We start from the raw sequence: 24,865 nt of genomic DNA, 5'->3' as shown, positions 1-24,865 counted from the left end.
TGGCGGAGAATTTTAAAAATGATGAACAGTTCAGGATCCCCTTCAATGGAAACCCGTCGTAGAAAGCGGTTTATCGCCGGTGCCGTCTGCCCGAAATGTCAGTCGGCAGACACCATGATGCTGTATATGGAGCATGGTGTCGAGAAGGTCGAGTGTGTGCACTGTGGCCATCATCAAAGCCAGGCCGAGGAAAAAGTGGAATCGGCCGCCGGGGGCGACGTTATCGGCGTATTCAGGCCCGAGTGACGCCATTACCCCTGCATTTTGTATGCTTTTCGGCCGACCGGCCGGCAATGGCTTGGTGAGTGAAGGCTTTCGGGATAGACTGGCCTTCGGCAGAGCGCAAGTTTCATTCCCTGTGTTTCCTTGAATTCTGCCGCCAAATGGCCCCTCGGGGCCATTTTTATTGTGCCGGCCTCGCGTTTCATCCCGCCCGTCCATCATGTATTCTATGAGTCACCATTTTTAAGCAGGGCCAATCCCATGAAAGTATCCGACAATGCAGTGGTAACACTGGACTTCACCGTGACCAACGCCGATGGCGAAATCCTGGACTCCACCGTCAACAAGCAACCGCTGCAATACCTGCACGGTACCGGCTTTCTGGTCAGCGGCCTTGAAGTCGAACTCAACGGCAAAGCGGTTGGCGAAGACTTCGACGTAACCCTGAGCCCTGATCAGGCTTATGGCGACTACGACGATGCGCTGGTGCAGTCGGTGCCCGGCGAGCTGTTCGACGGCATGGAAGTGGGCGAAGGCGACACCTTTGTGGCCGAGACCGATGAAGGTCCTCGCCCGGTGACCATTCTGGAAGTGGCCGAGGAATACGTGAAGGTGGACGGCAACCATCCGCTGGCGGGCATGACCCTGTCCTTCAAGGGCGTGGTGCGCGAAGTGCGCGAAGCCACCGAGGAAGAGCTGGCCCACGGCCATGTACACGGTGAGCACGATCACGACCATGACCATGACCACGGTGGCGGCTGCTGCGGTCATCACCACTAAGCCGGCCTTTTGGTCGAAAAAAGGCGCTTCGGCGCCTTTTTTGTGTCTGCTCGCCGGGGCCAGGCTTTATTTTGGGTAGTTATCCCGTATGGGTGTTGTTACTGCCACACTCTTTTTCCGCGGGTGTCATGTCGCTGCCATATTACTGTTCCACCCTCTGTGCCTCGGTTTTGTGATTAAAAGGCAGACAGATGCTTCCCCCATTACGCGCCCTGGTGGCTTTTGAGGCGGTGGCGCGATTGCACTCCATTGGTGCGGCGGCCCGGGAGCTGGGCGTGTCCCAGGCGGCGGTCAGCCAGCAACTCAAGGGCCTGGAACAATTTCTGGGCTGTACCCTGTTTGAACGCAGCCAGCGCGGCGTCACCCTGACCCAGGTGGCCCGGCAATACCTGCCGGTGGTCACCGGTTCGTTGCAGCACCTCAAGCTGCAAACCCAGATCCTGTTTGGCGGGCAGCAGTCCGATGTGCTGCGCATCAAGGTCAACCATTCCATCGGTCACAGCTGGCTGCTTCCCAGGCTGAATGATTTTTATAACCGCTTTCCCTTTATTCGGCTGGATCTGACCCTGGTGGACTGGCCGTCTTCGGAGCCCTGCCGTGATGCGGACATCGAAATCACCAATGGAGTCACCGAAGCCGAGCACACCCGCACCGAACGCCTGTTTCAGGAGCACTGGCTGATGGTGTGCAGCCCGGCGTTCAGGCGGCAATTCGGCAAGGAGCTGGCCGAGGGGAATATCTCCGGCTTACCGGCCATTCAGGTAAAGGGTTATCAGGAAGGCTGGCTACAGTGGCTGAGTCATAACCGTTATGCCCCCGTGCTGCCCGATGTGCGGCTGGAAATCAGCAATTCACTGCATGGCCTTGAAGCGGTCAGGCAGGACGTAGGACTGATGTTGGTGCGCTCGCTGGTGGCACAAGAGTGGTTGTCCGAGGGCAGGGTGGTGACGGCCCTGGAAGGAAGCATGCTGTCCGAGTCAAGCCACTTCATGATTACTCGGCAGCATCGCTCGGCCAAGGTCAGTTATTTTTGCGACTGGATGCATCAGCAATACCGTTACGCGGGGTCCGGGCCTGAACCGGCCGAAAAGGCACTTATCAAATAACGGCCGCCTTTCCTTCCATCCTGCAGGTCCCTGCCGGTACGAGTTCCCTCATCCTGCCGGCCATTTTATTCCTGTGGCATGACCCTTCCGGTTTCTGTCAGCGGGGCGTGCGGCCCTTTCCCGGTCATTTGTCAGCACAGGGCGGTGGAGTGTGAAGGGCCCAAATGGTGATCATAAGCTTGCCTTATGAGTTTGCGGGGAAATTGTGTTGATTTGCTTAATACGGGTGTCACGAACCCCCCTTATTCTTCCCCTGACTGACCAACAGAGTGGCGCTTCAGATGAAGATACATTTCCCGACGGTACTGGAAAAATTCAAGGTATTGCTGTTTGTATTACCGCTTTTGCTGCCCTTGCTGGCCTTCTGGCTGCTGCCCTTTGGCTCCAGTGTGTATATCAGTTTTACCGACTGGGATTATATATCCCCTGAGTACAACTATGTCGGTCTCGACAATTACGAATACATGCTGACCGACGATGACTTTCTTCAGGCCCTGACCAATACCTTTGTGTTTGCTCTGGGAGTGGTTATACCCACCGTGGTATTGGGGCTGGCCTTTGCCCTGTTGCTGCGAAAAGAATTCAGGGGCAGCCGGTATTACCGGGCCATTATTTTTTCTCCCTGGATTACCCCTACGGTGGCGGTATCCATTGTCTGGACCTGGGTTTTTGAATCCAAGGCCGGACTGGCCAATCTGTTATTGAACGAGCTGGGCTTTTCTTCAATCCCCTGGTTTGAAACCGGAGCCGGCGCCATGTTTGCAGTCATGGTGGTCACCGTATGGCAGGCTGTCGGCTGGACCATGCTGTTCTATATCAGTGCACTCAACAAGATTCCGGCATCGCTTTATGAGGCCTCGCAAATTGACGGATGCAGTGCCTGGACCCGGTTTACCAGGCTGACTTTGCCACTGATTTCACCGACTACCTTCTTTTTGATTATCGTCAACATGATTACCGCCGTGCAGGCATTTGATCAGTTTCAAATCATGACCCAGGGTGGCCCCAGTGGCAGCACGCGAACCCTGTTGTACCTCTTTTACCAACAGGCCTTTGAGCAATACGAAATGGGGCCCGCCGCCGCCTGCTCGGTCATTATTCTGCTGATCACCGGCGTGCTGACCCTTATCAATACCATGATGGGCAAGCGCTGGGTGTATTACTGACGGCATTTACACCCACCATGGCAATCAACGGCTTAGAGCAAAGGACACCGACATGAACAGTCAAGCAGCAGCGGGTGCGACCATGACGCATATTCACGCCGGTACTCGGCACACCGAAATAAGGCATGCGGCCGCACTCAGGCCGGCGCGCCGGCAGCGGGTGAACACGGCTCGCCTGACGCCACTGGTCAGACACGCCTTTCTCGGGCTGGCTGGCCTTATCATGGTGTTTCCCTTTCTCTGGATGCTGTCGGGCTCAATGAAAAGCAACGACGAGATCTTCAGCAACCCCTTGAACCTGTTGCCCGAAAGCCTTCAGTGGCACAACTTTGTGGATACCTTTCAGGGCGCTCCCTTTGGCCAGTATATTTTCAACAGCTTTTTTGTGGCGCTGATGACCACCCTGCTGGTGATTATCAACTCGGCCATGTTTGCCTATGCCATTACCCAGCTGAAATTCCGTTCTCGCACCCTGTTATATGTGGTGGTCATGGGATGCTATATGCTGCCTGGCGCGGTCACTTATATACCTTCCTATATCACTCTGGCCAGAATGGGGCTGCTCGACAGTCACGCCGGACTTATTTTATCCAATGCCGCCAGTGTGTTCGGGGTATTTTATCTGCGCCAGGTGTTTTTGAAAATTCACCCGTCACTGATTGAAGCGGCACGGATTGACGGGGCCGGTGAGCTGAAAATTCTGTGGGCCATTGTGCTGCCGCAATGCCGGCCGGCCCTGGCCACCCTGTTCTTGATTACCTTTATTACCAATTACAACAGTTACATGTGGCCCAGCCTGGTGATTACCTCTCAGGAGCTGAACCTGATTGCTACCGGCATTCGCCAGTATTTTATTGCGGAAGGAAATTATGGCATGAACTGGTCTCAGGTCATGGCCGCCAGCACCATCGCGGTGGTGCCTTTGCTGATGATTTTTATTGTTTGTCAAAAACACATTCTGTCAGGTATCGCCGATAACGGTGTCAAGGAGTAATGGAAATGAAACTGAAGTCACTCGCGGTTATTTGTTCGGCGCTGTGCATGTCGAGTAATGTGCTGGCCAAAACCGAAGTTAATTTCTGGTATTCCGGTGGTGTTAAGCCGCAGGAAATGATGACAAAAATGATCGAGGAATTTAACGGCAGCCAGGACGAATATGTTATCAAGCCGGCCCTGCAGGGAAATTACGCCGAAACGTATCAAAAGCTGCAGGCGGGCATGGCTTCCAAAACCGCTCCCGAATTTGTACTGCTGGACTCGGCCCAGGCCGAAGCCATGGCGTCCCGTGGGCTGGTGCGAGACGTTCGACCCTATATGGACGATGGCTTTAACTTCAGTGACTTTCTTGGTGCCTTTCGAGAGCAGGTGACTTATTCGGATGGCACCGTTTATGGCCTGCCTGCCTACGGCACTACCCAGATTTTTTACTATGACCGCCAGGTCCTGGCCGATGCCGGCTTTACCGAGCAGGACTTGAGCACCTGGCAAGGAGTGGCCAAGGTTGCCAGCGCCGTCACCCGTCGCGATGCCGATGGCAACACCAGTTTTTATGGCTGGGAGCCGATGTGGGGTCACAACAACATGATTGATGCGGCTTTTTCCAACGGCGCCCAAATCATCAGCGATGATGGCAAGACGGTGCTGATCGATTCACCCGAATGGGTGGAGGTGTGGGAGAGCTTTCGCCAATGGATACATGAAGACAACATCATGCGTATTCACTACGGCGGCCAGGGCTGGGAGTACTGGTACAAGACCATTGACGATGTGATGAAGGGCCGAGCCCTGGGTTATACCGGCTCTTCCGGCGATCAGGGCGATCTGGACTTCACCAGGCTGGCCGCAACCATGCAGCCGGGGTGGGGCAGTCACCCGGCCGCGCCTCAGGCCGGAGCCCAGATTTTTGTGATGCCCAAGGGCACCGACGAGCAGGCGGCGCAGGGAGCCTTTGAATTTATGCGCTTTTACACCAGTGCCGAGAACACGGCTCGCTGGTCCATGTATACCGGTTATATCCCGGTTCGCGCCAGTGCCGAGCGCGTGGCGGCATACCAGGCCTACACCCGCGACAATCCTCAGGCGCTGGTGCCCCTGAAGCAGGCAGGCATTGCCAGCAAAGACTTTCATGATCCCACCAACGGCAAGATTCTGGACGCCCTGAATATCGCGGCCGACAAGGTGCAGATTGAAAATATTCCGGCCGAAAAGGCCCTGAAGGACGCGGCCAGGCGTGCCCAGCGCGCGCTGGACCGCGCCAATCGCTCCTGAGACCGGCCAGAGAACGATTGGCACTGACATTCGATTCAGAGAAAGAGAGCATATGTTGAACTTTTCAGGTGAACTGACGTTTGGTCACGAGGTAGTGGAAATTCGGGTCCCCGACGGGGCGAGCGCCATTCGCATTGTGGGCACCACGGTAAAAAAGGGTTTTCTGCACACCTATCTGTATGACCCCAGCCGGCGCCTGCGGGGCAATATACTGTGGCTGAAGCCGCGCAAGGAATTGGTGATCACCGCCGAAGCGGCGTCTCTGGGGGCGATAGCCGGCCCGATTGAAGCCGGAATCTGGCAGCTGCACCTTTACAACCTCGAGGGGGAGCACCGCACTCCCAAGCCGATGCAGTATCAGGTTGAGGTCGATTTTGACGGCGTTCCCGCGCCCTTGCCACTGAACACGGTGGCCAACCTCACTACCGAGCATGGTATTGCCTTTGACTACAGCGCGGTAAAAAAAGCCGGTGCCGGCTGGTATCGCGGTGATCTGCATGCCCACACCAGCCTGTCGGACGGCCATAACCGGCTGGAGGCGGTGGCCGACATTGCCGCCCGGCAGCAACTGGATTTTCTGTTTCTGACCGAGCACAACATGTGTCAGCCCTTGCTGCCCGACATGGACGAGGTGCTGTTTCTGCCGGCCATCGAGGTCACCACGGCCCTGGGCCACTTCAATGTGCACGGACCGCAGCGGACCCTCAACATGTACCATGCGTCCTGCAACAGTGAGGCGATGATCGAGCAGGGGATGGCGTTGGCCGGTGAGCAGCAGGGCAGTATCAGTATCAACCATCCGATGATGAAGCCCTGGCACTGGCACTATCAGGCGATGCCGTTGGCGCGGGTACATACCATGGAGATCTGCTGTGACCCCACCTGGTCGACCTCGCCGGAGTCCACCGAGCAGGCGCTGCAGGTGTTGAGCGCCATGTGGAATGCCGGGCAGCGTATTTATGGCGTCGGGGGCAGTGATTGCCACCTGGAGCCCCATGAAAGAAACCCTAATGCCACCGAGCCCTCCATTTATGGAGACCCCTCGACCTTTGTGTTTGCTCACGGCCTGAGCGGCGAGAGCATTCTGTCCGGCCTGCGCCGGGGTCATGTGTATATGGAACGCCGCTGCGGGCTGACGCTCAGCATTAATCAAGGGCGAGTGCTGCCCGGGCAGGATGTGGGTGAGCAGATCATTGATTACCGGCTCGCAGTGCAGGACACGCAGTGTGAATACTACGCCGAATGTATTGCCGATGGCCGACGCATCGAGGTTTATCCACTGACCGCGCACGGGACGGTATTTCAGGTCGACATGAGTCGTTACGGCTGGGTACGGGTGGATATACGCCGTGCCAATGGTGACTTCGAAGGCATGATTAACCCCGTCTACAACGGCCAAAAGCCGGAATTTTCTGCCCCCACCCTGGCGACCTGGGGTGAGCTGATGGAGGCAATGCAGCGCAATGGAAATTAAAGGTTTGTTGTTCGACAAGGATGGCACCCTGCTCGAGTTTCATCGTATGTGGCTAAAGGTCGCCCAGGGGGCGGCCAGAGATATTCTGCAGCAGTATCGGGACAAGAGTCGTGCTCACCCCGAGGTGTCCGAGCGGCAGCTGCTCGAGGCCATTGGTATTTGGGGGGAGCGCGTAGACAACCATGGCCTGCTGGCCTCGAATCCGGTGGAGGACACCGCCGAGGTGTGGCACCGGCTGCTGCGGCTGAAGGGCGGTTTGCCCGACTTTACTCGGGATGTAAAAGCCCACTTCAACCGGCAGGTAGCGGAAAACCCCCTGTTGATTCAGCCCCTGCCCGGCATCAGGGACAAGCTGGCGGGCTGGAAGCAACAGGGCTTCAAACTGGGAGTGGCGACGGCGGATACGCGGGACTCAACCCTGTACAGCCTGCGCCAGGCCGGATTGCTGGAGCTGTTTGATTATGTCGGTTATTCCGACGGAGACATCTCTCCCAAGCCTGACCCGGCCCTGTTGCACGGCTTCAGTCGCCACTGCGGCCTGAAGGCCCATCATATCGTGATGTTTGGTGATACGGTCTCGGACATGGAGTTTGGCCATAATGCCGGGGCCCGCAAGGTGGGGGTGTTGACCGGCACGGCTACGGCCGCAGAGCTGCAGCCCCATGCCGACCTGGTATTGGCGTCGGTGGTTGATTTCGAGCCCGAAATCCTGATGTAACCCAGTGTAAGTGAGAACGCAGATGGCTGAAGTAGTACTCCGTAAGGTGGAAAAATCCTATTCAAATGGATTCAGGGCGGTACATGGCATTGATCTCACCATAGCCGAAGGGGAGTTTATGGTATTCGTTGGCCCTTCGGGCTGTGCCAAGTCGACCACCCTGCGCATGATCGCCGGTCTGGAGGAGGTAAGCGGCGGTGACATCTTTATCGGTAACCAGCGGGTCAACGCCCTGCCGCCCAAGGACAGGGGCATTGCCATGGTGTTTCAGAACTATGCGCTTTACCCGCATATGTCCGCGTATGACAACATGGCTTTTGGCCTCAAGCAGCAGAAACTGGCCGGGGGTGAAATTGATCGTCGTATTCGAGAAGCCGCCGAAACCCTGGAGCTCAGCCAGCTGCTCGATAACAAGCCGGGAGAAATGTCCGGGGGCCAGCGTCAGCGCGTCGCCCTGGGACGGGCCATGGTTCGCAAGCCGGATGTGTTTTTGTTTGATGAGCCCCTGTCGAATCTGGATGCCAAATTGCGGGTCTCGACCCGGGTCAATATTGCCCGGTTGCACAAGACCCTGAAGGCCGAAGGGCAGAATGCCACCATGATTTATGTCACCCATGATCAGGTGGAAGCCATGACCCTGGGAGACCGCATCTGCGTCCTGAATCAGGGGCGGATCATGCAGGTCGATACGCCCATCAACCTGTATCAGCGCCCGGCCAACAAGTTTGTTGCCGGGTTTATCGGCTCACCGGCCATGAACCTGGTGACCGCAACCCTGGAGCGGACCGAAAAGAGTCATGAGCTGGTGCTCGGTCATGGCGAGCGCTTGCGCTTGCCCGAGGCAAAGGCCAGTCAGGTTGCACACCTGGCGGGCCGGCAACTGTGGTTTGGACTGCGGCCGGAGCATATCACCCTGGCAGACGCCTCGGGTGCCACGACGAATCAGCCCAATCTGGTAAATGCCTCGATTACGGCGGTGGAGTCCATGGGTAACGAAAGCTACCTGCATTTTTCCATGGGCGAGGCGTCGTTTGTGGCGCGGGTGCCCTACCACTCCCATGCGGGGCTTCCCGGTGGCGAGCGCAAGACCCTGTGCTTCGATCTGGCACACTGTCATTTGTTTGATATCGACACCGAGCAGAGCCTGTTGCGGGAGGAATGACCTCCTTCGGGCCGGCGCTCTGGCGCTGAAATACCATTCAAAAAGGCGCGTCGGCGCCTTTTCTGTCGGTGGCGATCAGTAATGGGGCGGCGGGGTTTCTTCGGCCTGGCTGGCCACCTGGCCGGGCTGAATTTCCTTGAATTTTTTGCTCAGCAGGCTGAGCTGCAGCTTGAGGCGGGCGATTTCGCCGCCCTGAGCGGCGATCTCCTGGTTGAGCTGCTCTATGGTGTCGTCCTGAAAGGCCAGCCGTGTTTCCAGTTGTTCCAGCCGCTGCAGCAGTTCGTCATTCATCATTGTGGTCTCTGTCGGTGAGCGTCCAGGTCTCGCCCAGGCCGGCGGAGCTGACGCTGTATAGCCGGTCTGGGGCGGTAAAGGCGACACTATACACCATGGCACTGGCCGGCCTCAGCTGTGTGTGCAGGCCTACCCGCCAGTGGTTGAGGTGAGCGCCGTCGCTGAGCCGCCACAGATCCAGCCGGCGGGCGGTGCCGCCGGTGGCCAGCAGGTTCTGCTCCACATTGAGCCGAGCGCTGACAAAGGTCTGGCCCCGGGCGGGCACTTCCAGGCGCGCCTGCAGCTCGCCGCCGGGCAGGCGACGCAGCTCGCCGCGGCCCTGGGCGTCGGCGCTGAAGGCGGCTCGGCCATTAGCGTCGAGGCGCACCAGGCTCACGCTGTGCTCATGGCGCCAGCGCGCCAGAATGGCGGCGTTCGAGGTTTGCCACAGCAGCACCTCGCCGTCGTGGCTGGCGCTGAGGGCATAGCGCCCGTTGGCAGACAGATCCAGGCTGTTGATACGATCGTCATGCCCGAGAAAGGTCAGCCGGCGGCCGCTGGTCAGGTCGACATATTCCGCTTCGCCATTCTGGTACCCCAGCAGCAGGGCCCGGCCAGCATCGGCCAGGGCAAGTGCACGCAGGGGCTGCTCCAGCCGGTAAAAGCCGAGGTTCTGGCCGTTTTGCAGCGACCACAGCGCCACCGTGCCGTCGGTGGCGGTGGCCGCGGTATCGCCGCCGGGGCTGCTGGCCAGCAACACCACCGGCGTGCTTTCCTGACCCTGATGCCAGAGAAACAGCGGTGCGGGGCCGCCCTGGCGCCATACCTGTACCGGACCGTTACCGGTGGCAATCAGGGTGTGGCGGCCATCGGCGGTGGTGTCGGCGGCCAGCAGGGAGCCGTCGGTAAAGGACTGACGGCCGGCAGGCGGCACGCCGCGATCGCAGCCGGCGAGCAGCAGCATGACAATGGTTGCCGCAGCGGCCTGGCCGAAGCGGGTTTTTACCGAGAAGGGGTTTCGCATGGGCAAGTTGCAAGGTTAGTATAAATCCCTGAGTATAAGCATCTCATTTTCCAAGGTGTCTGTGCACCCGACTCGGAGTTGATAATGAAAAAACTGTTACAGGTCAGCTTGCTGGCGACCGCCGTGATGGCGGGTTTGAGTGGTTGTAATGAGAAGCAGGAGGAGACGGCCGCTCCTGCCGCCGTGGAGCTCAACAGTTTCGAGGACAAGTCCGCCTACGCCATTGGCCTGTCCATGGGCCGCTATATTGGCTCCACCCTGGAAAAACAGCAGGAGCTGGGCGTCGACCTGAATAATGACATTATTATGCAGGGGGTGAAGGACGGGTTTGGCAGCGATGGCCAGATGACCGATGAAGAAGTGCAGCAGGCGCTGATGGCCTACGACACGCACATCAATGAGCTGATCGAGAAAAAGACCGAGGAAGAAGCCGCCGCCACCCTGAAGAAAGGCGAAGACTTCCTCAAGGAAAACGCCCAGCGTGACGGCGTGCAGGTCACCGAGTCCGGCCTGCAGTACGAAGTGCTGACCCAGGGTGAAGGCGACAAGCCCGCGGCGGAAGACGTGGTGACCGTGCACTACACCGGCACCCTGATCGACGGCACCCAGTTCGACAGCTCGGTAGAGCGCGGCGAGCCCGCCAGTTTCCCCCTGAACCAGGTGATTCCGGGCTGGACCGAAGGCGTGCAGCTGATGCCGGTGGGCGCCAAATACAAGTTCTACATTCCGTCCGCCCTGGCCTATGGCGAAGCCGGCGCCGGTACCATTCCCGGCAACGCCGTGCTGATCTTTGAAGTGGAACTGCTGGAAATTGAAAAGGCCGCCGACGCCGAAGAGGCCGTGGCCGCCAAGTCGGAAGAAGAGGCTACTCAGCAGTAATGACGCAGCCGGCACGCAAGCTGCCGGCCACAATGGGGAGCAGTTGTTGCCAGCCTTCGGGGTGAGCCAGCAACTGCTCCTTTTGTTTTCTGGGCAGGCGTTTGAGCCGGTATTCCAGCTTCAGCGCCGTGGCCTGGTCGGCCACCGGCTGTTGCCACACCAGCACGGCCGGGCGGCGCGCCCACACATAACGGGACGCGCGGCTGCGCACTCGGTTGTGTTCATGGCAGCGGCGCTCGGGATCCAGGCTAATGCCGCCATAGAAGCTGCCATCCCGGCAGCGCAGCAGGTAGAGATACCAGGGGGCGGTGTGGGTCATGGCATGGGTTACAATCGAAATCCGAACATCGGCAAATCCTAACGGGGTTTTTTATGAAAGCAAACGGAACCGGGCAGGCGGCGCTGCTGGGCGGTTTGATCGCCCTTGGCCTGATATGGGGTGGCAGTTACCTCAAGGACGCGGTGCACATCTGGAAGCAGGCGGATCGGGTGGTGTCGGTCAAGGGCCTGGCCGAGCGAGAAGTCCAGGCGGATCTGGTGTTGTGGCCACTCAGCTTTTCGGTGGCGGCCGACAGCCTGGAAGGCTTGTATGACGCCATCGATCGGGACAGAACCAAGATCACCGCCTTTTTGCTGCTGCACGGCTTTGACCAGTCCGAGTTGAGCTTTTCTGCGCCCACGGTGCAGGACGTCTGGGCCAGCCAGTATGGCGAACAACGTGCGCCCCAGCGCTACCGCGCCGACGCCGTGTTGCTGGTGCGCAGCAACAAGGTGGAAGGGGTAAAAAATACCCAGCCGGCGGTGGCGGGGCTGGTCAGCCAGGGGGTGTTGCTGACCCAGAGTTATGAACACAAGACCCAATATGTGTTCACCGGCCTCAACGACATCAAACCCGACATGATAGCCGAAGCCACTGCCAATGCCCGGGAAGCGGCGCGTCAGTTCGCCGACGACGCCGATGCCGAGGTGGGCGGTATTCGTGCCGCCCAGCAGGGCTACTTTTCCATTACCGATCTCGATGCCTACACTCCCGAGATCAAGCGGGTGCGGGTGGTCACCAGTGTCGACTACCTGCTGGAGTGAGTCAGGGCAGCGTCAGGGCCAGCTGCTGGGGCGGGTAGCACAGGCCGGTGGTGCAGCCCTGATAGTGCAGCATGACCCGGCCGCCGTCAGTGGTCTGGCGCAGCGGCAAGGTCAGGCTCAGTTGCTCGCGGTAGATCTCGCTGTGGCCAAAATATTCGTCCTGGTGGGGCTGGCCCGCCGGCGGCGACCAGTCGCCGAGGGTCACGCCCTGACCCTCGGCGGCGAGTTTGTGCCGGTACAGGTAGGCGTCGGGGGCAATGGTGATGCTGACGTTGAGCACCTCGCCTTCTTGCCGATGACTGACCACAAAGGCCTGCTCCACCGGCAGCACTCGGTTGTCGGCAACCGGCCTGTGGTCCGGGCGTTCCAGCACAAAGGGAGCGAGCATCAGCATCAGGGCGGCCAGGGTCGCCGCCAGCCAGGCTGGTTTCATTTGATGTTCCTTGATTGGCGGGGCATCACCGGCATTTGAAAACGGGCCATTGCGCCCCCATTTTATGGGTTTGACCCCCATTGTAAGCCGTGCAGCGGCGAAAAAAGAGGTGATTGTGGGCAGAGTTTTGTTGTTTTTAATCGGCGCCGGCCTGCTGGAAATTTTCGTGTTTATCGAGGTGGGCTCGGCCATCGGCGCCTGGAGTACCATAGCGCTGATCCTGCTGACCGCCATCATCGGTATCAGCCTGGTACGCATTCAGGGGCTGCAGACCCTGATGGAGGCCCAGGAGAAGGTGAACCGGGGCGAAACCCCGGCCCGGGAAATGGTGTCGGGCATGATGCTGGCGCTGAGCGGCGTGTTGCTGCTGCTGCCGGGCTTTGTCACCGACTTCGCCGGGGTGCTGCTGTTGTTGCCACCGGTGCGTGCCGCCCTGGCCGAGCGTTTCCTGTCCCGGGCCCATGTGCGCGGTGACAAGGGCCACACCTTTACCGCCGAGTACTATCACCACAGCGAAACCCGGGTGCGCGACGAGCAGGACAAAAAGGGCGTGACCTTTGAAGGTGAAGTCGAGCGCAAGGACGATAAATGACCCCTTCGGGGAGCTTGAAGCCTTAAGCTGGAAGCTGTCAGTGCGTAGGTTGGCGATGAGCGCAGCGAATCCCAACATTCCGAATCGCTTGAAGAACTGGAAGTTTTGCCGGGTGTAAAACCCGGCCTACAATTTACCCCAGTCCCCAGTCCCCAGTCCCCAGTCCCCAGTCCCCAGTCCCCAGTCCCCGGGTTTTCAACTCAGCGGATGGCGAATTCTCCAGGGAAACCGCCGCCAGGCAAACAGGCAGGCGATCAACCCCGTCAGCAGGTTGGCCAGCAGAATGCCGGCAAAAATCCCTTCGGCACCGGCCAGGCCGGCACCCAGCCAGGCCAGCGGCAGCAACAGGCCGAACAGCCGGGCCCCGTTCAGCAACAGCGAAATCACCGATACCCGCAGGCCGTTCAGCGCCGCGCTCAGTAGCATAAAGCACCCCTGCAGCCCATAACCGATGGGCACCAGCCGCAGATACTGCTGCAACAGTGCCGCAACCTCGGCATTGTCGGTAAACTGCCGCGCCAGCCAGGGCGCCAGCCACCACAACAGTGCAAACACGCCCAACTGGAATATCAGCGCAAAGCGCATGGCCAGCAGCAGGCCGTGGCGGCTGCGCTGGTGCAGGCCGGCACCGGTATTTTGGGAGACAAAAGGGGCCAGCGCCGAGCTCAGTGCCATCATCACGATCAGCACCACGGCTTCAATGCGTGAGGCGGCCCCAAAGGCGGCCACGGTTTCGGTACCAAAGTCCGCCAGCAACAGCATCAGCAGGGCGGTGGCCACCGGGTAAAGGACGCTGGTAAAGGAGGCGGGAATGGCCACCTGTAACAATTGATACCAGTGAGCCAACAGCCGCCCCGGGTGCGGCCACTGCCAGCACAGCAGCCGTTCCCTGTGCTGCAGCAGGTACAGCGCCACCATCATGGCCATCAGCCAGGAACAGGCGGTGGCGATGGCGGCGCCGCGAATCCCCAGTTCCGGAAAGGGCCCCAACCCAAAGATCAGCAGCGGGTCGAGCACGCCGTTGACCAGGCCGGCCACCACCATCACCAGCCCGGGAGTGCGGGTATCGCCGGTGGCGCGAATGGCGGCATTGCATACCATGGGCAACACCAGCATGGGCGAAGCGGCGTACCAGATCACCATGTAGTCGTGGATCAGTGGCATCAACTCCGTTTCCGCCCCCAGCAGGGTAAACAGCGGGTCCAGGCTGGCCAGCCCCAGGGCGACCAGCATCAGCACCAGCACCAGCGACAGCAGCAGGCTGTTACTGGTGAAACGGGCTGCCTGATCGCGGTGGCCGGCGCCCAGGGCCTGGCCCAGGCAGGCCGACAGTCCGGCGCTCAGTCCCATGGCCAGAGACAGCACCACAAAGGTCACCGGAAAGGTAAAGGTCACCGCCGCCAGCGGCGCCGTGCCCAGCAACCCGATAAAAAAGGTGTCTACCAGGTTGAACGCCTGAATTGCCACTATGCCCAGTGCCATGGGGCCGGTCATGCGCGCCAGTTGCGGGCCGATGGGAGCGGTGAGCAGGGAGTTGGTGTGGGGCACAAAAAAACCTTGATGCTGCGGCGGGGTGAAATTCGGTGGCCATGATAACGCCGCCCCGCCAATGATTTTAAAAAAATTTTGCCTTTCGCTCTTGAAGGCGGTGAATGCGCTCCCATATAGGAAGGCAACGGAACAAGTTTGCGGCCATTGGCCGTTTATCTATGAAGGTAACAACACTCATCAGGAGAGTTATCGATGAACATTCGTCCATTGCACGATCGCGTCATTATCAAGCGTATTGAAGCCGAGGCCAAGTCGGCCGGCGGTATCGTTCTGACCGGCTCTGCCGCCGAGAAATCCACTCGCGGTGAAGTACTGGCGGTGGGTAATGGCCGCACTCTGGACAACGGCGAAGTGAAAGCCATGTCCGTGAAGGTCGGTGACAAGGTGATCTTCAACGAAGGTTTTGGCGTCAAGACCGAGAAGCTGGACGGCCAGGAAGTACTGATCCTGTCCGAAACCGACATCCTGGCAATCGTTGAAGCATAATCCGGTTCATCCACTTTTAAGGAAGATAAACAATGGCAGCTAAAGACGTAAAATTTGGTAACGACGCCCGCGTTAAAATGCTGAAAGGCGTAAACATCCTGGCCGACGCGGTCAAGGTAACCCTGGGCCCGAAAGGCCGCAATGTGGTACTGGACAAGTCCTTCGGTGCCCCCAACATCACCAAGGACGGCGTGTCCGTGGCCAAGGAAATCGAACTGGAAGACAAGTTCGAAAACATGGGCGCCCAGATGGTGAAAGAAGTCGCCTCCAAGGCCAACGACGAAGCCGGTGACGGCACCACCACCGCCACCGTACTGGCCCAGGCCATCGTCAACGAAGGCCTCAAGGCCGTGGCCGCCGGCATGAACCCCATGGATCTGAAGCGCGGTATCGACAAGGCCGTGGTACAGGCCGTGGCCGAGCTGAAAGGCCTGTCCGTGCCCTGTAAAGACACCAAGGCCATTGCTCAGGTGGGCACCATCTCCGCCAACTCTGACGAGAAAGTCGGCCAGCTTATCGCCGAAGCCATGGAAAAAGTGGGCACCGACGGTGTTATCACCGTGGAAGAAGGCCAGGGCCTGGAAGACGAGCTGGACGTGGTTGAAGGCATGCAGTTCGACCGTGGCTACCTGTCTCCCTACTTCATCAACAAGCAGGAAACCGGCACCGTTGAGCTGGACGACCCCTTCATTCTGCTGGTTGACAAGAAAGTCTCCAACATTCGCGAGCTGCTGCCGGTACTGGAAGGCGTTGCCAAGCAGTCCAAGCCGCTGCTGATCGTGGCCGAAGACGTGGAAGGCGAAGCCCTGGCCACCCTGGTGGTCAACAACATGCGCGGCATCGTGAAAGTGGCCGGCGTCAAGGCCCCGGGCTTTGGTGACCGCCGCAAGGCCATGCTGCAGGACATCGCCATTCTGACCGGCGGCACCGTGATCTCCGAAGAAGTGGGCATGGAACTGGAAAAGGCGACCCTGGAAGATCTGGGCCGTGCCAAGCGCGTGGTGATCAGCAAAGACAACACCACCATCATCGACGGTGTGGGTGAAGCCGATGCCATCAACGGTCGTGTGGCGCAAATTCGCCAGCAGATCGAAGAGTCTTCTTCCGACTACGATCGCGAGAAGCTGCAAGAGCGCGTGGCCAAGCTGGCCGGCGGTGTTGCCGTGATCAAGGTGGGCGCCGCTACCGAAGTGGAAATGAAAGAGAAGAAAGCCCGCGTTGACGACGCCCTGCACGCGACCCGTGCCGCGGTGGAAGAAGGTGTGGTACCCGGTGGCGGTGTTGCCCTGGTACGTGCCGCCGCCAAGCTGGGTGAGCTGACCGGTGACAACGAAGATCAGAACGTGGGTATCAAGGTTGCCCTGCGCGCCATGGAAGCCCCGCTGCGCCAGATCGTCACCAACGCCGGTGAAGAAGCCTCCGTGGTGGTGTCCAAGGTTAAGGCCAGCGAAGGCAACCAGGGTTACAACGCCGGCAACGACACCTACGGTGACATGCTGGAAATGGGTATCCTGGATCCGACCAAGGTGACTCGTTCTGCCCTGCAGTTCGCCGCTTCCGTGGCCGGTCTGATGATCACCACCGAAGCCATGGTCACCGAGCTGCCGAAAGACGAAGCCCCGGCCATGCCCGACATGGGCGGCATGGGTGGTATGGGCGGCATGATGTGATCTGAATCACATTAATGTGGCCGGGTGAGTTCACCCGCATCCCGAAAAGCCGGACTCTTGAGTCCGGCTTTTTTTTGGCCGAAAGTCTTGTTCCGGCTTGTGTTGGCCTAAATTACACTTCTTCTGCATTAAAGATTTTGGTTATGATGACCTATTGTCTTGAGGGGCGTTTGAGTCCCAGTTGTATTCAGGATATGACCTTGAAGGATGAAACCAGCGGTATCCTTCGGGCGAAAGGAGAAATGCATGAAGTTGCTCGGCGTCGTTGTATTGCTGTTGATGTCGTGGGGAGTCCGGGCCGAGGAGGCGATAGTACTGACCATCTCCGGTAATATCGAGCTGGAAGGGCGCTCCCATGAACGCATGGATTACACCTTGTCCCAGCTTCAGGCCCTGCCCCAGGGTGAGATCACCACGGCCCATCCCTGGTCGAATACTCCTCACACCTACCGCGGCCTGGATCTGAGGGCACTGCTCGACACCCTCTTTGCCCACGCCGAGGTCAAGGCCCTCTATCTGGAATCCCTCAACGGTTTCAGCGTGGTGGTAGACTGGCAGGCGGTGGCGCCTTACCAGCCCTTGCTGGCCTGGCGTGACAATGGGCGGCTGATGAGCCGTCGCGACAAGGGGCCGCTGTGGCTGATGCTGCCCTACGACAGGGTACCGGAGCTGCAGCAGGCGAAATTTCTGCACTACATGGCCTGGCAGCTCAGGCACATCAAGGTAAGAACGGAACCCAGGTGAAGCAACTTTTCATTCCCATTCCCGGCAGCGATCAATGGGGGCCGGGCCATATGCTGCGACAGGTGGCCGCCCTGTTGCTGCTGATCTGTATGCTGCTGTTTGGTGCCGGCGTTACCCATGCCCTGCTGGGCATTCGCCAGCACAATACCCAGCTTGAACAGCGCAATTACGAGGTGCCCTGGTCACTGATGCAGTTGCAACTGGAAATGAACCGCTTTTTCGATGCGGTCAGGCTGCTGAATGCCGGGGTGATCGAACACGATGAGTTGATGCTGCGTTACGACATTCTGTGGAGTCGTACGCCGGTGTTGCTCAGCAATCAGCTCAAGGACACCCTGAGTGAGCGGCCGGATCTGTGGCTGCTGATCCAGCAGATTGAAGACAGGGTCAGAAGTGTGGAGCCCATGGTGCAGGCCCTGAAACCGGGTGACCTCAACTACCGGCTGCTGCTGGCCGAACTGGCGCCTTATGCCGAACCCCTGGCCCGTACGGTCACCGCCACCATGCACAGCAATGTGCTGTTTTATGCCGAATATGACAAGGCCTACAAGTCTCTCAGCCAGGAGCTCTATGTCTGTACCCTGGGACTGGGATTTTGCGCCCTGCTGCTGCTGCTGATGCTGTGGCTGGAATTGCTGAGTTACCGCAGGCGTTTGTTGCAAGACGCCTTGACCGGCCTGCCCAACCGCTTTGCCCTGCAACATCGGCTCGGCCAACTGATCGGCCGTCGGCAGCCGTTCAGTATCACCCTGCTGGAGCTGGAGGACCTGGATTGGCTGGTGCAGCATTTTGGTTATGATACCGCCGACCAGCTGCAGTCTGCCTTTGCTCGGCGGCTGCAGGCCTGTCTGCTGCCCCATGAACATATCGCCCTGTTCGAGCGCAAGTGCGTGGTGGTGGCGGAAGGGGTGCTGGAGCTGGCGGAAGTGCGCGCCCAGCTGTCTCGTGTTCGCCAGGCCCTGGCGGCGCCGGAGGCCATTGCGCGGCATGACTTCCATCCAACCCCGGTGATTGGTGTGGTGCTGTATCCGGCCGATGCCGATAACATGGTGGATCTGCTGGCGAGGGGGGAGCTGGCCCTGGCGTTGTGCCGGCAGGAGCGCTTGCCCTACGTTATTTTTGACCCTTCCATGCTGAAGGAAATCGAGCGGCGCCAGCAGCTGGCCCGGGATCTGCCGGCGGCGCTGGAAAGCGACAGTCTGAGCCTGCGTTTTCATCCACTGGCCGATGGTGAAGGGCGTTGTGCGGGGTTTCGTTTATCACTGCAATGGCGTCACCCGCACTTTGGCATGATCACCGGCCCTGAGCTGGGGCGGCTGGCGGAGCAATATCAGTTGTCGGAGGCGCTGTTGCTGTGGGCACTGAACCGCTGCTGCGAGCTGCTACCCGGCTGGCAGGCTCTGCAATCGGGGCTTTTTGTCAGTCTGCCCCTGCCGCCTTCGCTGTTTCGCAGTTCCATCAGGGAATCGCTGCTGGCCGTGCTCAAGCAGCACGGCCTGGACGGCGCTTCACTGGTGCTGGAGCTGGAAGAGGCCCAGCTGGAAGAAGAGCTGCATTTGACGCAGCCCCTGGTGCGGGAGCTGCGTGAACGGGGCATTCGCATCATGCTGGCCAACTTCGGCAGTGGGCGCTCTTCCTGGGGGCAACTGACGCGCTTGCCGCTGGACTGGCTGCAGCTGGATGCGGCGCTGTGCAACGGCATAGAACGTGAAGGGGAGGCACGCCGTCAGTTTCAGGCGCTGCTTGCGCTGGCGCGGTTGCTGGCGTTACCGGTTATCTGCTGTGGAGTGCATCGAGCAGCCGAAGTGCAGGTGATACGCGAGCAGGGACAGGCGCCGCTGCTGCAGGGTGATGTGGTCAGCCCGCCGCTCGGCGCCATTGAAGTCAAGGACTGGCTTGAAGCGCGGTCCTGACCGTGCCGGTTACTGCAGGCGCATAAACTGCCCCAGTGTGGTGGCCAGCAGCTGAATCTTGTGCACCATGCGCGCCAGCAGCGCCTGGTATTCTGCTTCCGAGCTGGATGACAGCATCTCCAGCTCTTCCGCCAGCTCCGCCACGTAAGGCATAAAATGATCCGCATGAGTGGTGAACTGGCTGTCTTCGCGCAGCACGGCGCTGAATTTGGCCTGGCCCTTGGCGCGCAGGGCGGCCAGTTTTTTGTCGGCGTCAATGGCCTGGTGATACAACTCTTTCAGGGTGTCGTTAAGCCGGTCAATTACCGAATCGTGCATGGGAATTCCTTAACTGGGTTCAAGACGTAAATCGAGGGGGGTTTTGCTTGCCTCGCCACCGACTTCCCGCACCAGCCGGGGCACCAGAAAGCCCGGCAGCCGCTCCAGCAACCGAGCCATCAGCGTCCGGGCCCGCTCATCGCTCACCGCAAAGTGCGCCGCCCCGGCCACCCGATCTAGCTGGTGCAGGTAATAGGGCAATACGCCGGCGTCAAACAGGCGCTCCGATAGGGCTTCCAGGGCGTCGGCGTCGTCATTGACCCCGGCCAGCAGCACGCTCTGGTTCAGCAGGGTAATGCCGGCCCGTTGCCACGACCGCAGCCGGTCGGCCAGATCGGCATCGATTTCGTTGGCGTGGTTAATGTGCAGCACCAGCACCGGGCGCAGCCGACTGTGCGCCAGGCGGTCGCGCAGGGTGTCGGTGAGCCGAGTGTGAATCACCACCGGCAGCCGGCTGTGAATGCGCAGCCGCTTGAGGTGGGGAATGGCTTCAAGCTCGTTCAGCAGGGCGGCAATATGCTCGTCCTTGGCCATCAGCGGATCGCCGCCGGACAGGATCACCTCGTTGATTTCCGAATGGGCGGCAATGTAGTCCACCGCCGGCTGCCAGCCGCCCTGGCCCGGGCTGTTGTCGGCATAGGGAAAATGGCGGCGAAAACAGTAGCGGCAGTTTACCGCGCAGCCGCCGCGCAGCACCAGCAGCACCCGGGAGCGGTACTTGTGCAGCAGGCCGGGCAGGGCGCTGTCGTGCTCGTCGAGGGGATCGGTGACAAAGCCCGGCACCTGGGTGAACTCGTCGGCCAGGGGTAACACCTGGCGCAGCAGGGGGTCCTGCGGGTTACCCTTTTCCATCTTGTCGGCAAAAGGCTGAGGCACGCGCATGGCAAACAGCCGGCGCGCGGCCAGCCCTGGTTGCCAGGGGGCGGCATCCAGCCCCAGATAGTCCAGCAACTGCTCGGGAGTGGTAAAGGCGCGGGCCAGCTCTTTTTGCCAGGGAATATGTAAATCGCCCCCGTTTAGGGGTATCATTGCCGGCATTTTCTGCAACTCTGTCAACTACGAGGGTAAAATGGCCTCCTATAGTACCAATGAATTCAAGTCCGGTCTCAAGATTATGCTGGACGGAGAACCCTGCGCCATTATCGAAAACGAATTCGTCAAGCCCGGCAAAGGACAGGCGTTCAACCGCGTGAAGATTCGCCGTCTGCTCAATGGCAAGGTGCTGGAAAAAACTTTCAAGTCCGGCGACAGCGTGGAAGCGGCCGACGTGATGGATGTGGAACTGGCCTATCTGTACAACGATGGCGAGTTCTACCACTTCATGAACAACGACACCTTTGAGCAGATCGCCGCCGACGAAAAGGCCGTGGGCGAGACCAAACTGTGGCTCAAGGAGCAGGACGTATGTACCCTGACCCTGTGGAACGGCGCCGCCATCTCCGTGACTCCGCCCAACTTCGTGGAGCTGGAAGTGGTGGAAACCGATCCGGGCCTGAAGGGTGACACCGCCGGCACCGGTGGCAAGCCCGCCACCCTGAGCACCGGCGCCGTGGTGCGCGTGCCGCTGTTCATTCAGATCGGTGAAGTGCTGCGCGTTGACACCCGCTCCGGCGAGTACGTGTCCCGCGTCAAATAAGCTTCGGGCTTTAGATACAAAAGCGGCGCCTTTCGGCGCCGTTTTTTATTGTGAGGTGGAGGGGACAAGTGTGAGGTGAAAACGTTTTAGCTTTACCCCTTACTCCTCACCCCTTACGTCTTACGTCAGACGTTTCACTCTTTGCCGTACACGTTGTTTTCCTGCTCACGCACGCGAATGAAGGTGGTGCGCTTGGTCAGCTCCTTCAGGCGCTGGGCACCCACATAGGTGCAGGTGGAACGCACGCCGCCGAGCACGTCGTTAACGGTGTTATCCACCGGGCCGCGATAGGCCAGCTCAACGGTCTTGCCTTCGGCCGCACGGTACTTGGCCACGCCGCCGGCGTGCTTGTCCATGGCGCTGGCAGAACTCATGCCGTAGAACTTCATATACTGCTTGCCGTCGCGTTCGATCAGCTCGCCGCCACACTCTTCGTGGGCCGCCAGCATGCCGCCCAGCATCACGAAGTCGGCGCCGCCGCCAAAGGCCTTGGCCACGTCACCGGGGCAGGTGCAGCCGCCGTCGCCGATGATCTGGCCGCCCAGGCCGTGGGCCGCGTCGGCACATTCGATGATGGCGGACAGCTGGGGGTAGCCCACACCGGTCTTGACCCGAGTGGTGCACACCGAGCCGGGGCCGATGCCCACTTTCACGATGTCGGCACCGCACAGGATCAGTTCCTCCACCATTTCACCGGTCACCACGTTGCCGGCAATGATGGTGTGTTGGGGGCACTGCTCGCGCACGCGGGACACGAAGGCGGCGAAGTGTTCGCTGTAGCCGTTGGCCACGTCGATGCAGATAAAGCCCAGGTCGTCCGACAGCGCCAGGATTTGCTGCAGCTTTTCAAAGTCCTTGTCGGAAGTGCCGGTAGACACGATCACGTGCTTGAGCACTTCGGCGCCGGATTCGGTAACAAAGGCCTGCCATTGTTCCACCGAGTAATGCTTGTGCACCGCGGTCAGCATTTCGTGACGGGCCAGGGCACGGGCCATGGCAAAGGTGGCCACGGTGTCCATATTGGCGGCGATGACCGGCACGCCGGACCAGCGGCGACCTGAATGCTTAAAGGTGAACTCCCTGTTCAGTTCGACCTGAGCGCGGCTGTTGAGGGTGGAGCGCTTGGGGCGAAACAGCACATCCCTAAAGCCCAGTTTCAAGTCTTCTTCGATACGCATTGGTATTACCTCAGTAAATGACAGGCATAAAAAAACCGGGGGTTTTTTAGGCCCCCGGTTTTCAGCATTCTAGCCACGGCGAACTTTTTTGCAACCATTCCTGACTACAAGTTCAGAAAATGCGTTTTTCAGGCAATGGCCTGAACCAATGCTCCGGTCAGAACTGGTAGGCGGCGGAAATCTTGACGTTACGGCCCGGTTCAAAATCATTCAGCACGGCTCCCCGGGCGGTGCCGGAGCGAGAGGCGTGGGAGGTATAGGTTTCATCAAACAGGTTGTCGATGCCAACCGTCAGCGACAGGCCGTCCACCGCCGAGGGCACCCACTGGGCATAAATATTGTGCACGTCGTAGCCTTCCTTGATCGGGGTTCCGGCAAACACATTGTCCTCATCCCGTACCAGAATGGAGGTCAGGCCAAAGATGGTTTCCAGCCGCTCGGCCTGGTAGTCCAGGCTCAGGGCCAGGCTGTCGCCTACGTCCATGCTGCGCCCGTTGTCGGCGGCAACCGGGCCGCCGGTGGCCTTGTCGGTGGTGTCGGAACGAGCGTAGGAAAGCTTGCCGTTAAAGTTGCCAAAGCCGTAACTGGCACTCAGCTCAAAGCCGTCGATTTCCACATCGGCGATGTTTTCCATGACATAGCCACTGCCTTGCCAGTTGGTGCCGATGTAGTCGTCGATTTCGGTGCGGAACAGGGTGGCGGTGGCGCCCAGTCGATGTTCGCCTAGGTGCCTGGCAAAGCGTACTCCGCCTTGAGTGTTGAGACCGGTTTCCGGGCGAAGGTCATCGGCCAGCACGGTCACGTCCTGATATTTGACGAAACTTTCCAGCAGTTCGGGGCCCTTGAACAGGGAGCGGGCATTGGCAAACAGTGTCCAGTCGGGTGTGACCTGCCATTCGGCCCCCAGTGACCAGGTGACGTCGTCAAAGTCATGGGTGCCGGTGGTGGCCTTGCGGCGATAGTCGTCATGACGCAGGCCCCCGGTCAGCGACAGGGTGTCGGTAATAAACAGGGTGTTCTCCGCAAACACGGCGCGGGAGTCGGCGGACTCGTCCATGAACTGCACGCCGCCGTAGTGGCTTTCGGTGTTTTTGTGCAGGTACTCCAAGCCATAGTTCAACTGGTTATCCAGCCTCAGCAACCGCAGGTTGGAGCTCAGCAGCACATTCACGCCGGTGTTGCGGTTTTCCGCCTTGTTTTCCGATAACCGGTCACCCGGCCATCCTACGCCACTACCGATAAAGACGCTTTCGTCGCGCACCAGCTCGGTGCGGCTGGTGTAGAGAGTGACCTTGCCATCATGATTGTCCCCGTCCAGCTCGTAACCCAGGGTAATGGTGTCGCGGTTGTAGTCGGTGGGCACCAGAACCTGTGCCGACAGGGCCTGGTTGGCGCTGCCACCCATGTCGGCTCGGGGAGAGTAATCGCCACTGTCGCGGTACAGATCGTAGCTCAGCTCGAAACGATGGCCGTCGGCCGGCTCCACGCCCACCTTGGCCAGCACGTTATAGGTATCGCCATCGGCCCCTATGGTGGTGTTGCCATCGCCGTCCTTGAAATTGCCGCGGCTGATGCCGTGGCCGTACACCATGGCGTCCACGCTGTCGGTAAGCTGGCCATAGAGGGTGAGCGAGCCCTGGCGGCTGTCGTTGCTCTGATAACCGGTAAAGGCGCGGGCACCAAAGCGCTCGTCCGGACGCAGCAGATCCCCGGCGTCCTTGGTTTCAAAATAAACCGCGCCGCCCAGGCCGCTCTGGGTGACCGAATTGTTGCCCACCTGAATATTGGCGGATTTCAAAATGTCCGGGTTCAGGGTCAGGTTGCCCACATGGTGAAACATGTTGGCGTGCTGGGAAGCGCCATCCAGGCGTATGTCCAGATCCGTCTCTCCCAGGCCACGAATATTGATGCGTTGATTGACCGAGTGAGTGCCACCCACGTCCACGCCGGGAATGTCGCGCAGCAGATCCGACATGTGATCCGCCTGCTTCAGGGACATGTCCCGAGCGTGCAGGGTGTCGGTATTACTGGTTACCTCGGTGCCCCAGACCAGCACTTCGTCGAAATAGGAGGTGGTTTCTTCGGCCGCGGCCGGCCCGGCCAGGACGGCACTAATGGCCACTCCGAGCAGGGCCGGTCTGAAGGGAAGGGCATGGAATGAATGCATGCAATAAACCTCAAATGCAAAT

General features: G+C 59.6%; 26 protein-coding genes. 17 read left to right on the top strand and 9 right to left on the bottom strand.

Annotated features, from left to right (window positions below; all coding sequences use genetic code 11):
• Positions 1 to 45 precede the first annotated feature (45 nt).
• The 9 genes from OJHNALOF_RS02915 to OJHNALOF_RS02875 all read left to right on the top strand — a co-directional run bounded on the left by OJHNALOF_RS02915 (position 46) and on the right by OJHNALOF_RS02875 (position 8,896).
• Positions 46 to 246 (top strand): YheV family putative zinc ribbon protein, encoded by a 201-nt coding sequence (locus OJHNALOF_RS02915; RefSeq protein WP_094201849.1) that lies wholly within the window; start codon positions 46 to 48, stop codon positions 244 to 246.
• A 237-nt stretch (positions 247 to 483) separates the two neighbouring features.
• Positions 484 to 1,002, top strand: a complete 519-nt coding sequence (gene slyD / locus OJHNALOF_RS02910) for a peptidylprolyl isomerase (protein ID WP_094201850.1) — start codon at positions 484 to 486, stop codon at positions 1,000 to 1,002.
• A 191-nt stretch (positions 1,003 to 1,193) separates the two neighbouring features.
• Positions 1,194 to 2,108, top strand: a complete 915-nt coding sequence (locus tag OJHNALOF_RS02905; RefSeq protein ID WP_094201851.1) for a LysR substrate-binding domain-containing protein — start codon at positions 1,194 to 1,196, stop codon at positions 2,106 to 2,108.
• A 281-nt stretch (positions 2,109 to 2,389) separates the two neighbouring features.
• Positions 2,390 to 3,274 carry a carbohydrate ABC transporter permease gene (locus OJHNALOF_RS02900; RefSeq protein ID WP_094201852.1) on the top strand — a complete coding sequence of 295 codons (885 nt, stop codon included), beginning with the start codon at positions 2,390 to 2,392 and terminating at the stop codon, positions 3,272 to 3,274.
• 52 nt (positions 3,275 to 3,326) lie between these two features.
• Entirely contained in the window at positions 3,327 to 4,268 is a 942-nt protein-coding gene (locus OJHNALOF_RS02895; RefSeq protein WP_206063543.1) for a carbohydrate ABC transporter permease, read from the top strand.
• Between the two features lie 5 nt (positions 4,269 to 4,273).
• Complete coding sequence (locus OJHNALOF_RS02890; protein WP_165661099.1) at positions 4,274 to 5,542, top strand: extracellular solute-binding protein; 1,269 nt, start codon at positions 4,274 to 4,276, stop codon at positions 5,540 to 5,542.
• 52 nt (positions 5,543 to 5,594) lie between these two features.
• Positions 5,595 to 7,016: a CehA/McbA family metallohydrolase gene (locus tag OJHNALOF_RS02885; protein ID WP_165661098.1), complete on the top strand. Its 1,422-nt coding sequence runs from the start codon at positions 5,595 to 5,597 to the stop codon at positions 7,014 to 7,016.
• Positions 7,006 to 7,734 carry an HAD family hydrolase gene (locus OJHNALOF_RS02880; protein WP_165661097.1) on the top strand — a complete coding sequence of 243 codons (729 nt, stop codon included), beginning with the start codon at positions 7,006 to 7,008 and terminating at the stop codon, positions 7,732 to 7,734. The genes OJHNALOF_RS02885 and OJHNALOF_RS02880 overlap by 11 nt, the downstream gene beginning before the upstream one ends.
• A 22-nt stretch (positions 7,735 to 7,756) precedes the next feature.
• Positions 7,757 to 8,896, top strand: coding sequence for an ABC transporter ATP-binding protein (locus OJHNALOF_RS02875; protein ID WP_165661096.1), 1,140 nt, complete (start codon positions 7,757 to 7,759; stop codon positions 8,894 to 8,896).
• Positions 8,897 to 8,971: 75 nt separating this feature from the next.
• Here the strand turns inward: OJHNALOF_RS02875 and OJHNALOF_RS02870 are convergent, their stop codons facing one another.
• Together OJHNALOF_RS02870 and OJHNALOF_RS02865 are read right to left on the bottom strand one after the other, a co-directional pair.
• Positions 8,972 to 9,187 carry a SlyX family protein gene (locus OJHNALOF_RS02870; protein WP_165661152.1) on the bottom strand — a complete coding sequence of 72 codons (216 nt, stop codon included), beginning with the start codon at positions 9,185 to 9,187 and terminating at the stop codon, positions 8,972 to 8,974.
• On the bottom strand, positions 9,180 to 10,193 hold the full coding sequence (locus OJHNALOF_RS02865; protein ID WP_165661095.1) for a WD40 repeat domain-containing protein: 1,014 nt from the start codon (positions 10,191 to 10,193) through the stop codon (positions 9,180 to 9,182). The genes OJHNALOF_RS02870 and OJHNALOF_RS02865 overlap by 8 nt, the downstream gene beginning before the upstream one ends.
• 84 nt (positions 10,194 to 10,277) lie before the next feature.
• Here OJHNALOF_RS02865 and fkpA point away from each other — a divergent pair, with 84 nt between their 5' ends.
• On the top strand, positions 10,278 to 11,072 hold the full coding sequence (fkpA, locus tag OJHNALOF_RS02860) for an FKBP-type peptidyl-prolyl cis-trans isomerase (RefSeq protein WP_094201857.1): 795 nt from the start codon (positions 10,278 to 10,280) through the stop codon (positions 11,070 to 11,072).
• On the opposite strand, the gene OJHNALOF_RS02855 is transcribed toward fkpA, so the two are convergent.
• Positions 11,059 to 11,391: a GIY-YIG nuclease family protein gene (locus OJHNALOF_RS02855; protein WP_165661094.1), complete on the bottom strand. Its 333-nt coding sequence runs from the start codon at positions 11,389 to 11,391 to the stop codon at positions 11,059 to 11,061. The two genes, fkpA and OJHNALOF_RS02855, sit on opposite strands and share 14 nt — an antisense overlap.
• A 53-nt stretch (positions 11,392 to 11,444) precedes the next feature.
• On the opposite strand from OJHNALOF_RS02855, the gene OJHNALOF_RS02850 reads away from it, so the two are divergent.
• Complete coding sequence (locus OJHNALOF_RS02850; protein WP_165661093.1) at positions 11,445 to 12,155, top strand: SIMPL domain-containing protein; 711 nt, start codon at positions 11,445 to 11,447, stop codon at positions 12,153 to 12,155.
• A 1-nt stretch (position 12,156) separates the two neighbouring features.
• Here the strand turns inward: OJHNALOF_RS02850 and OJHNALOF_RS02845 are convergent, their stop codons facing one another.
• On the bottom strand, positions 12,157 to 12,588 hold the full coding sequence (locus tag OJHNALOF_RS02845) for a protein-disulfide reductase DsbD domain-containing protein (protein ID WP_165661092.1): 432 nt from the start codon (positions 12,586 to 12,588) through the stop codon (positions 12,157 to 12,159).
• Positions 12,589 to 12,703: 115 nt separating this feature from the next.
• On the opposite strand from OJHNALOF_RS02845, the gene OJHNALOF_RS02840 reads away from it, so the two are divergent.
• Complete coding sequence (locus OJHNALOF_RS02840; protein ID WP_245849886.1) at positions 12,704 to 13,180, top strand: FxsA family protein; 477 nt, start codon at positions 12,704 to 12,706, stop codon at positions 13,178 to 13,180.
• A gap of 195 nt (positions 13,181 to 13,375) precedes the next feature.
• Here the strand turns inward: OJHNALOF_RS02840 and OJHNALOF_RS02835 are convergent, their stop codons facing one another.
• A complete protein-coding gene (locus OJHNALOF_RS02835; RefSeq protein WP_370462290.1) occupies positions 13,376 to 14,728 on the bottom strand; it encodes an MATE family efflux transporter in 1,353 nt (450 codons plus the stop codon).
• A 195-nt stretch (positions 14,729 to 14,923) separates the two neighbouring features.
• On the opposite strand from OJHNALOF_RS02835, the gene OJHNALOF_RS02830 reads away from it, so the two are divergent.
• The 4 genes from OJHNALOF_RS02830 to OJHNALOF_RS02815 all read left to right on the top strand — a co-directional run bounded on the left by OJHNALOF_RS02830 (position 14,924) and on the right by OJHNALOF_RS02815 (position 19,544).
• Complete coding sequence (locus OJHNALOF_RS02830; RefSeq protein WP_094201861.1) at positions 14,924 to 15,217, top strand: co-chaperone GroES; 294 nt, start codon at positions 14,924 to 14,926, stop codon at positions 15,215 to 15,217.
• Positions 15,218 to 15,249: 32 nt separating this feature from the next.
• The gene (groL, locus tag OJHNALOF_RS02825) at positions 15,250 to 16,887 is read left to right on the top strand and encodes a chaperonin GroEL (RefSeq protein WP_094201862.1); all 1,638 of its coding nucleotides are present in this window, start codon (positions 15,250 to 15,252) and stop codon (positions 16,885 to 16,887) included.
• Positions 16,888 to 17,133: 246 nt separating this feature from the next.
• Positions 17,134 to 17,631 (top strand): molybdopterin-binding protein, encoded by a 498-nt coding sequence (locus tag OJHNALOF_RS02820; protein WP_094201863.1) that lies wholly within the window; start codon positions 17,134 to 17,136, stop codon positions 17,629 to 17,631.
• Positions 17,628 to 19,544, top strand: coding sequence for an EAL domain-containing protein (locus OJHNALOF_RS02815; RefSeq protein ID WP_370462289.1), 1,917 nt, complete (start codon positions 17,628 to 17,630; stop codon positions 19,542 to 19,544). The genes OJHNALOF_RS02820 and OJHNALOF_RS02815 overlap by 4 nt, the downstream gene beginning before the upstream one ends.
• A gap of 9 nt (positions 19,545 to 19,553) precedes the next feature.
• Here the strand turns inward: OJHNALOF_RS02815 and OJHNALOF_RS02810 are convergent, their stop codons facing one another.
• Positions 19,554 to 19,862 (bottom strand): hypothetical protein, encoded by a 309-nt coding sequence (locus OJHNALOF_RS02810; protein ID WP_165661091.1) that lies wholly within the window; start codon positions 19,860 to 19,862, stop codon positions 19,554 to 19,556.
• Between the two features lie 9 nt (positions 19,863 to 19,871).
• Positions 19,872 to 20,891 (bottom strand): EF-P beta-lysylation protein EpmB, encoded by a 1,020-nt coding sequence (gene epmB / locus OJHNALOF_RS02805; RefSeq protein WP_206063541.1) that lies wholly within the window; start codon positions 20,889 to 20,891, stop codon positions 19,872 to 19,874.
• A 40-nt stretch (positions 20,892 to 20,931) separates the two neighbouring features.
• Between epmB and efp the strand changes: the two genes are divergently transcribed.
• The gene (gene efp / locus OJHNALOF_RS02800) at positions 20,932 to 21,498 is read left to right on the top strand and encodes an elongation factor P (protein ID WP_094201866.1); all 567 of its coding nucleotides are present in this window, start codon (positions 20,932 to 20,934) and stop codon (positions 21,496 to 21,498) included.
• Positions 21,499 to 21,632: 134 nt separating this feature from the next.
• Here the strand turns inward: efp and OJHNALOF_RS02795 are convergent, their stop codons facing one another.
• Together OJHNALOF_RS02795 and OJHNALOF_RS02790 are read right to left on the bottom strand one after the other, a co-directional pair.
• A complete protein-coding gene (locus OJHNALOF_RS02795; RefSeq protein ID WP_165661090.1) occupies positions 21,633 to 22,676 on the bottom strand; it encodes a GMP reductase in 1,044 nt (347 codons plus the stop codon).
• Positions 22,677 to 22,833: 157 nt separating this feature from the next.
• Positions 22,834 to 24,843: a TonB-dependent siderophore receptor gene (locus OJHNALOF_RS02790; RefSeq protein WP_165661089.1), complete on the bottom strand. Its 2,010-nt coding sequence runs from the start codon at positions 24,841 to 24,843 to the stop codon at positions 22,834 to 22,836.
• Positions 24,844 to 24,865 lie beyond the last annotated feature (22 nt).

Origin of the sequence: Oceanimonas sp. MB9, from assembly GCF_011319775.1 — a bacterium.
GTDB classification, from domain to species: domain Bacteria; phylum Pseudomonadota; class Gammaproteobacteria; order Enterobacterales; family Aeromonadaceae; genus Oceanimonas; species Oceanimonas doudoroffii.
Note: the sequence above shows the minus strand (reverse complement) of the source record. Positions and strands in the feature narration are given on the sequence as shown.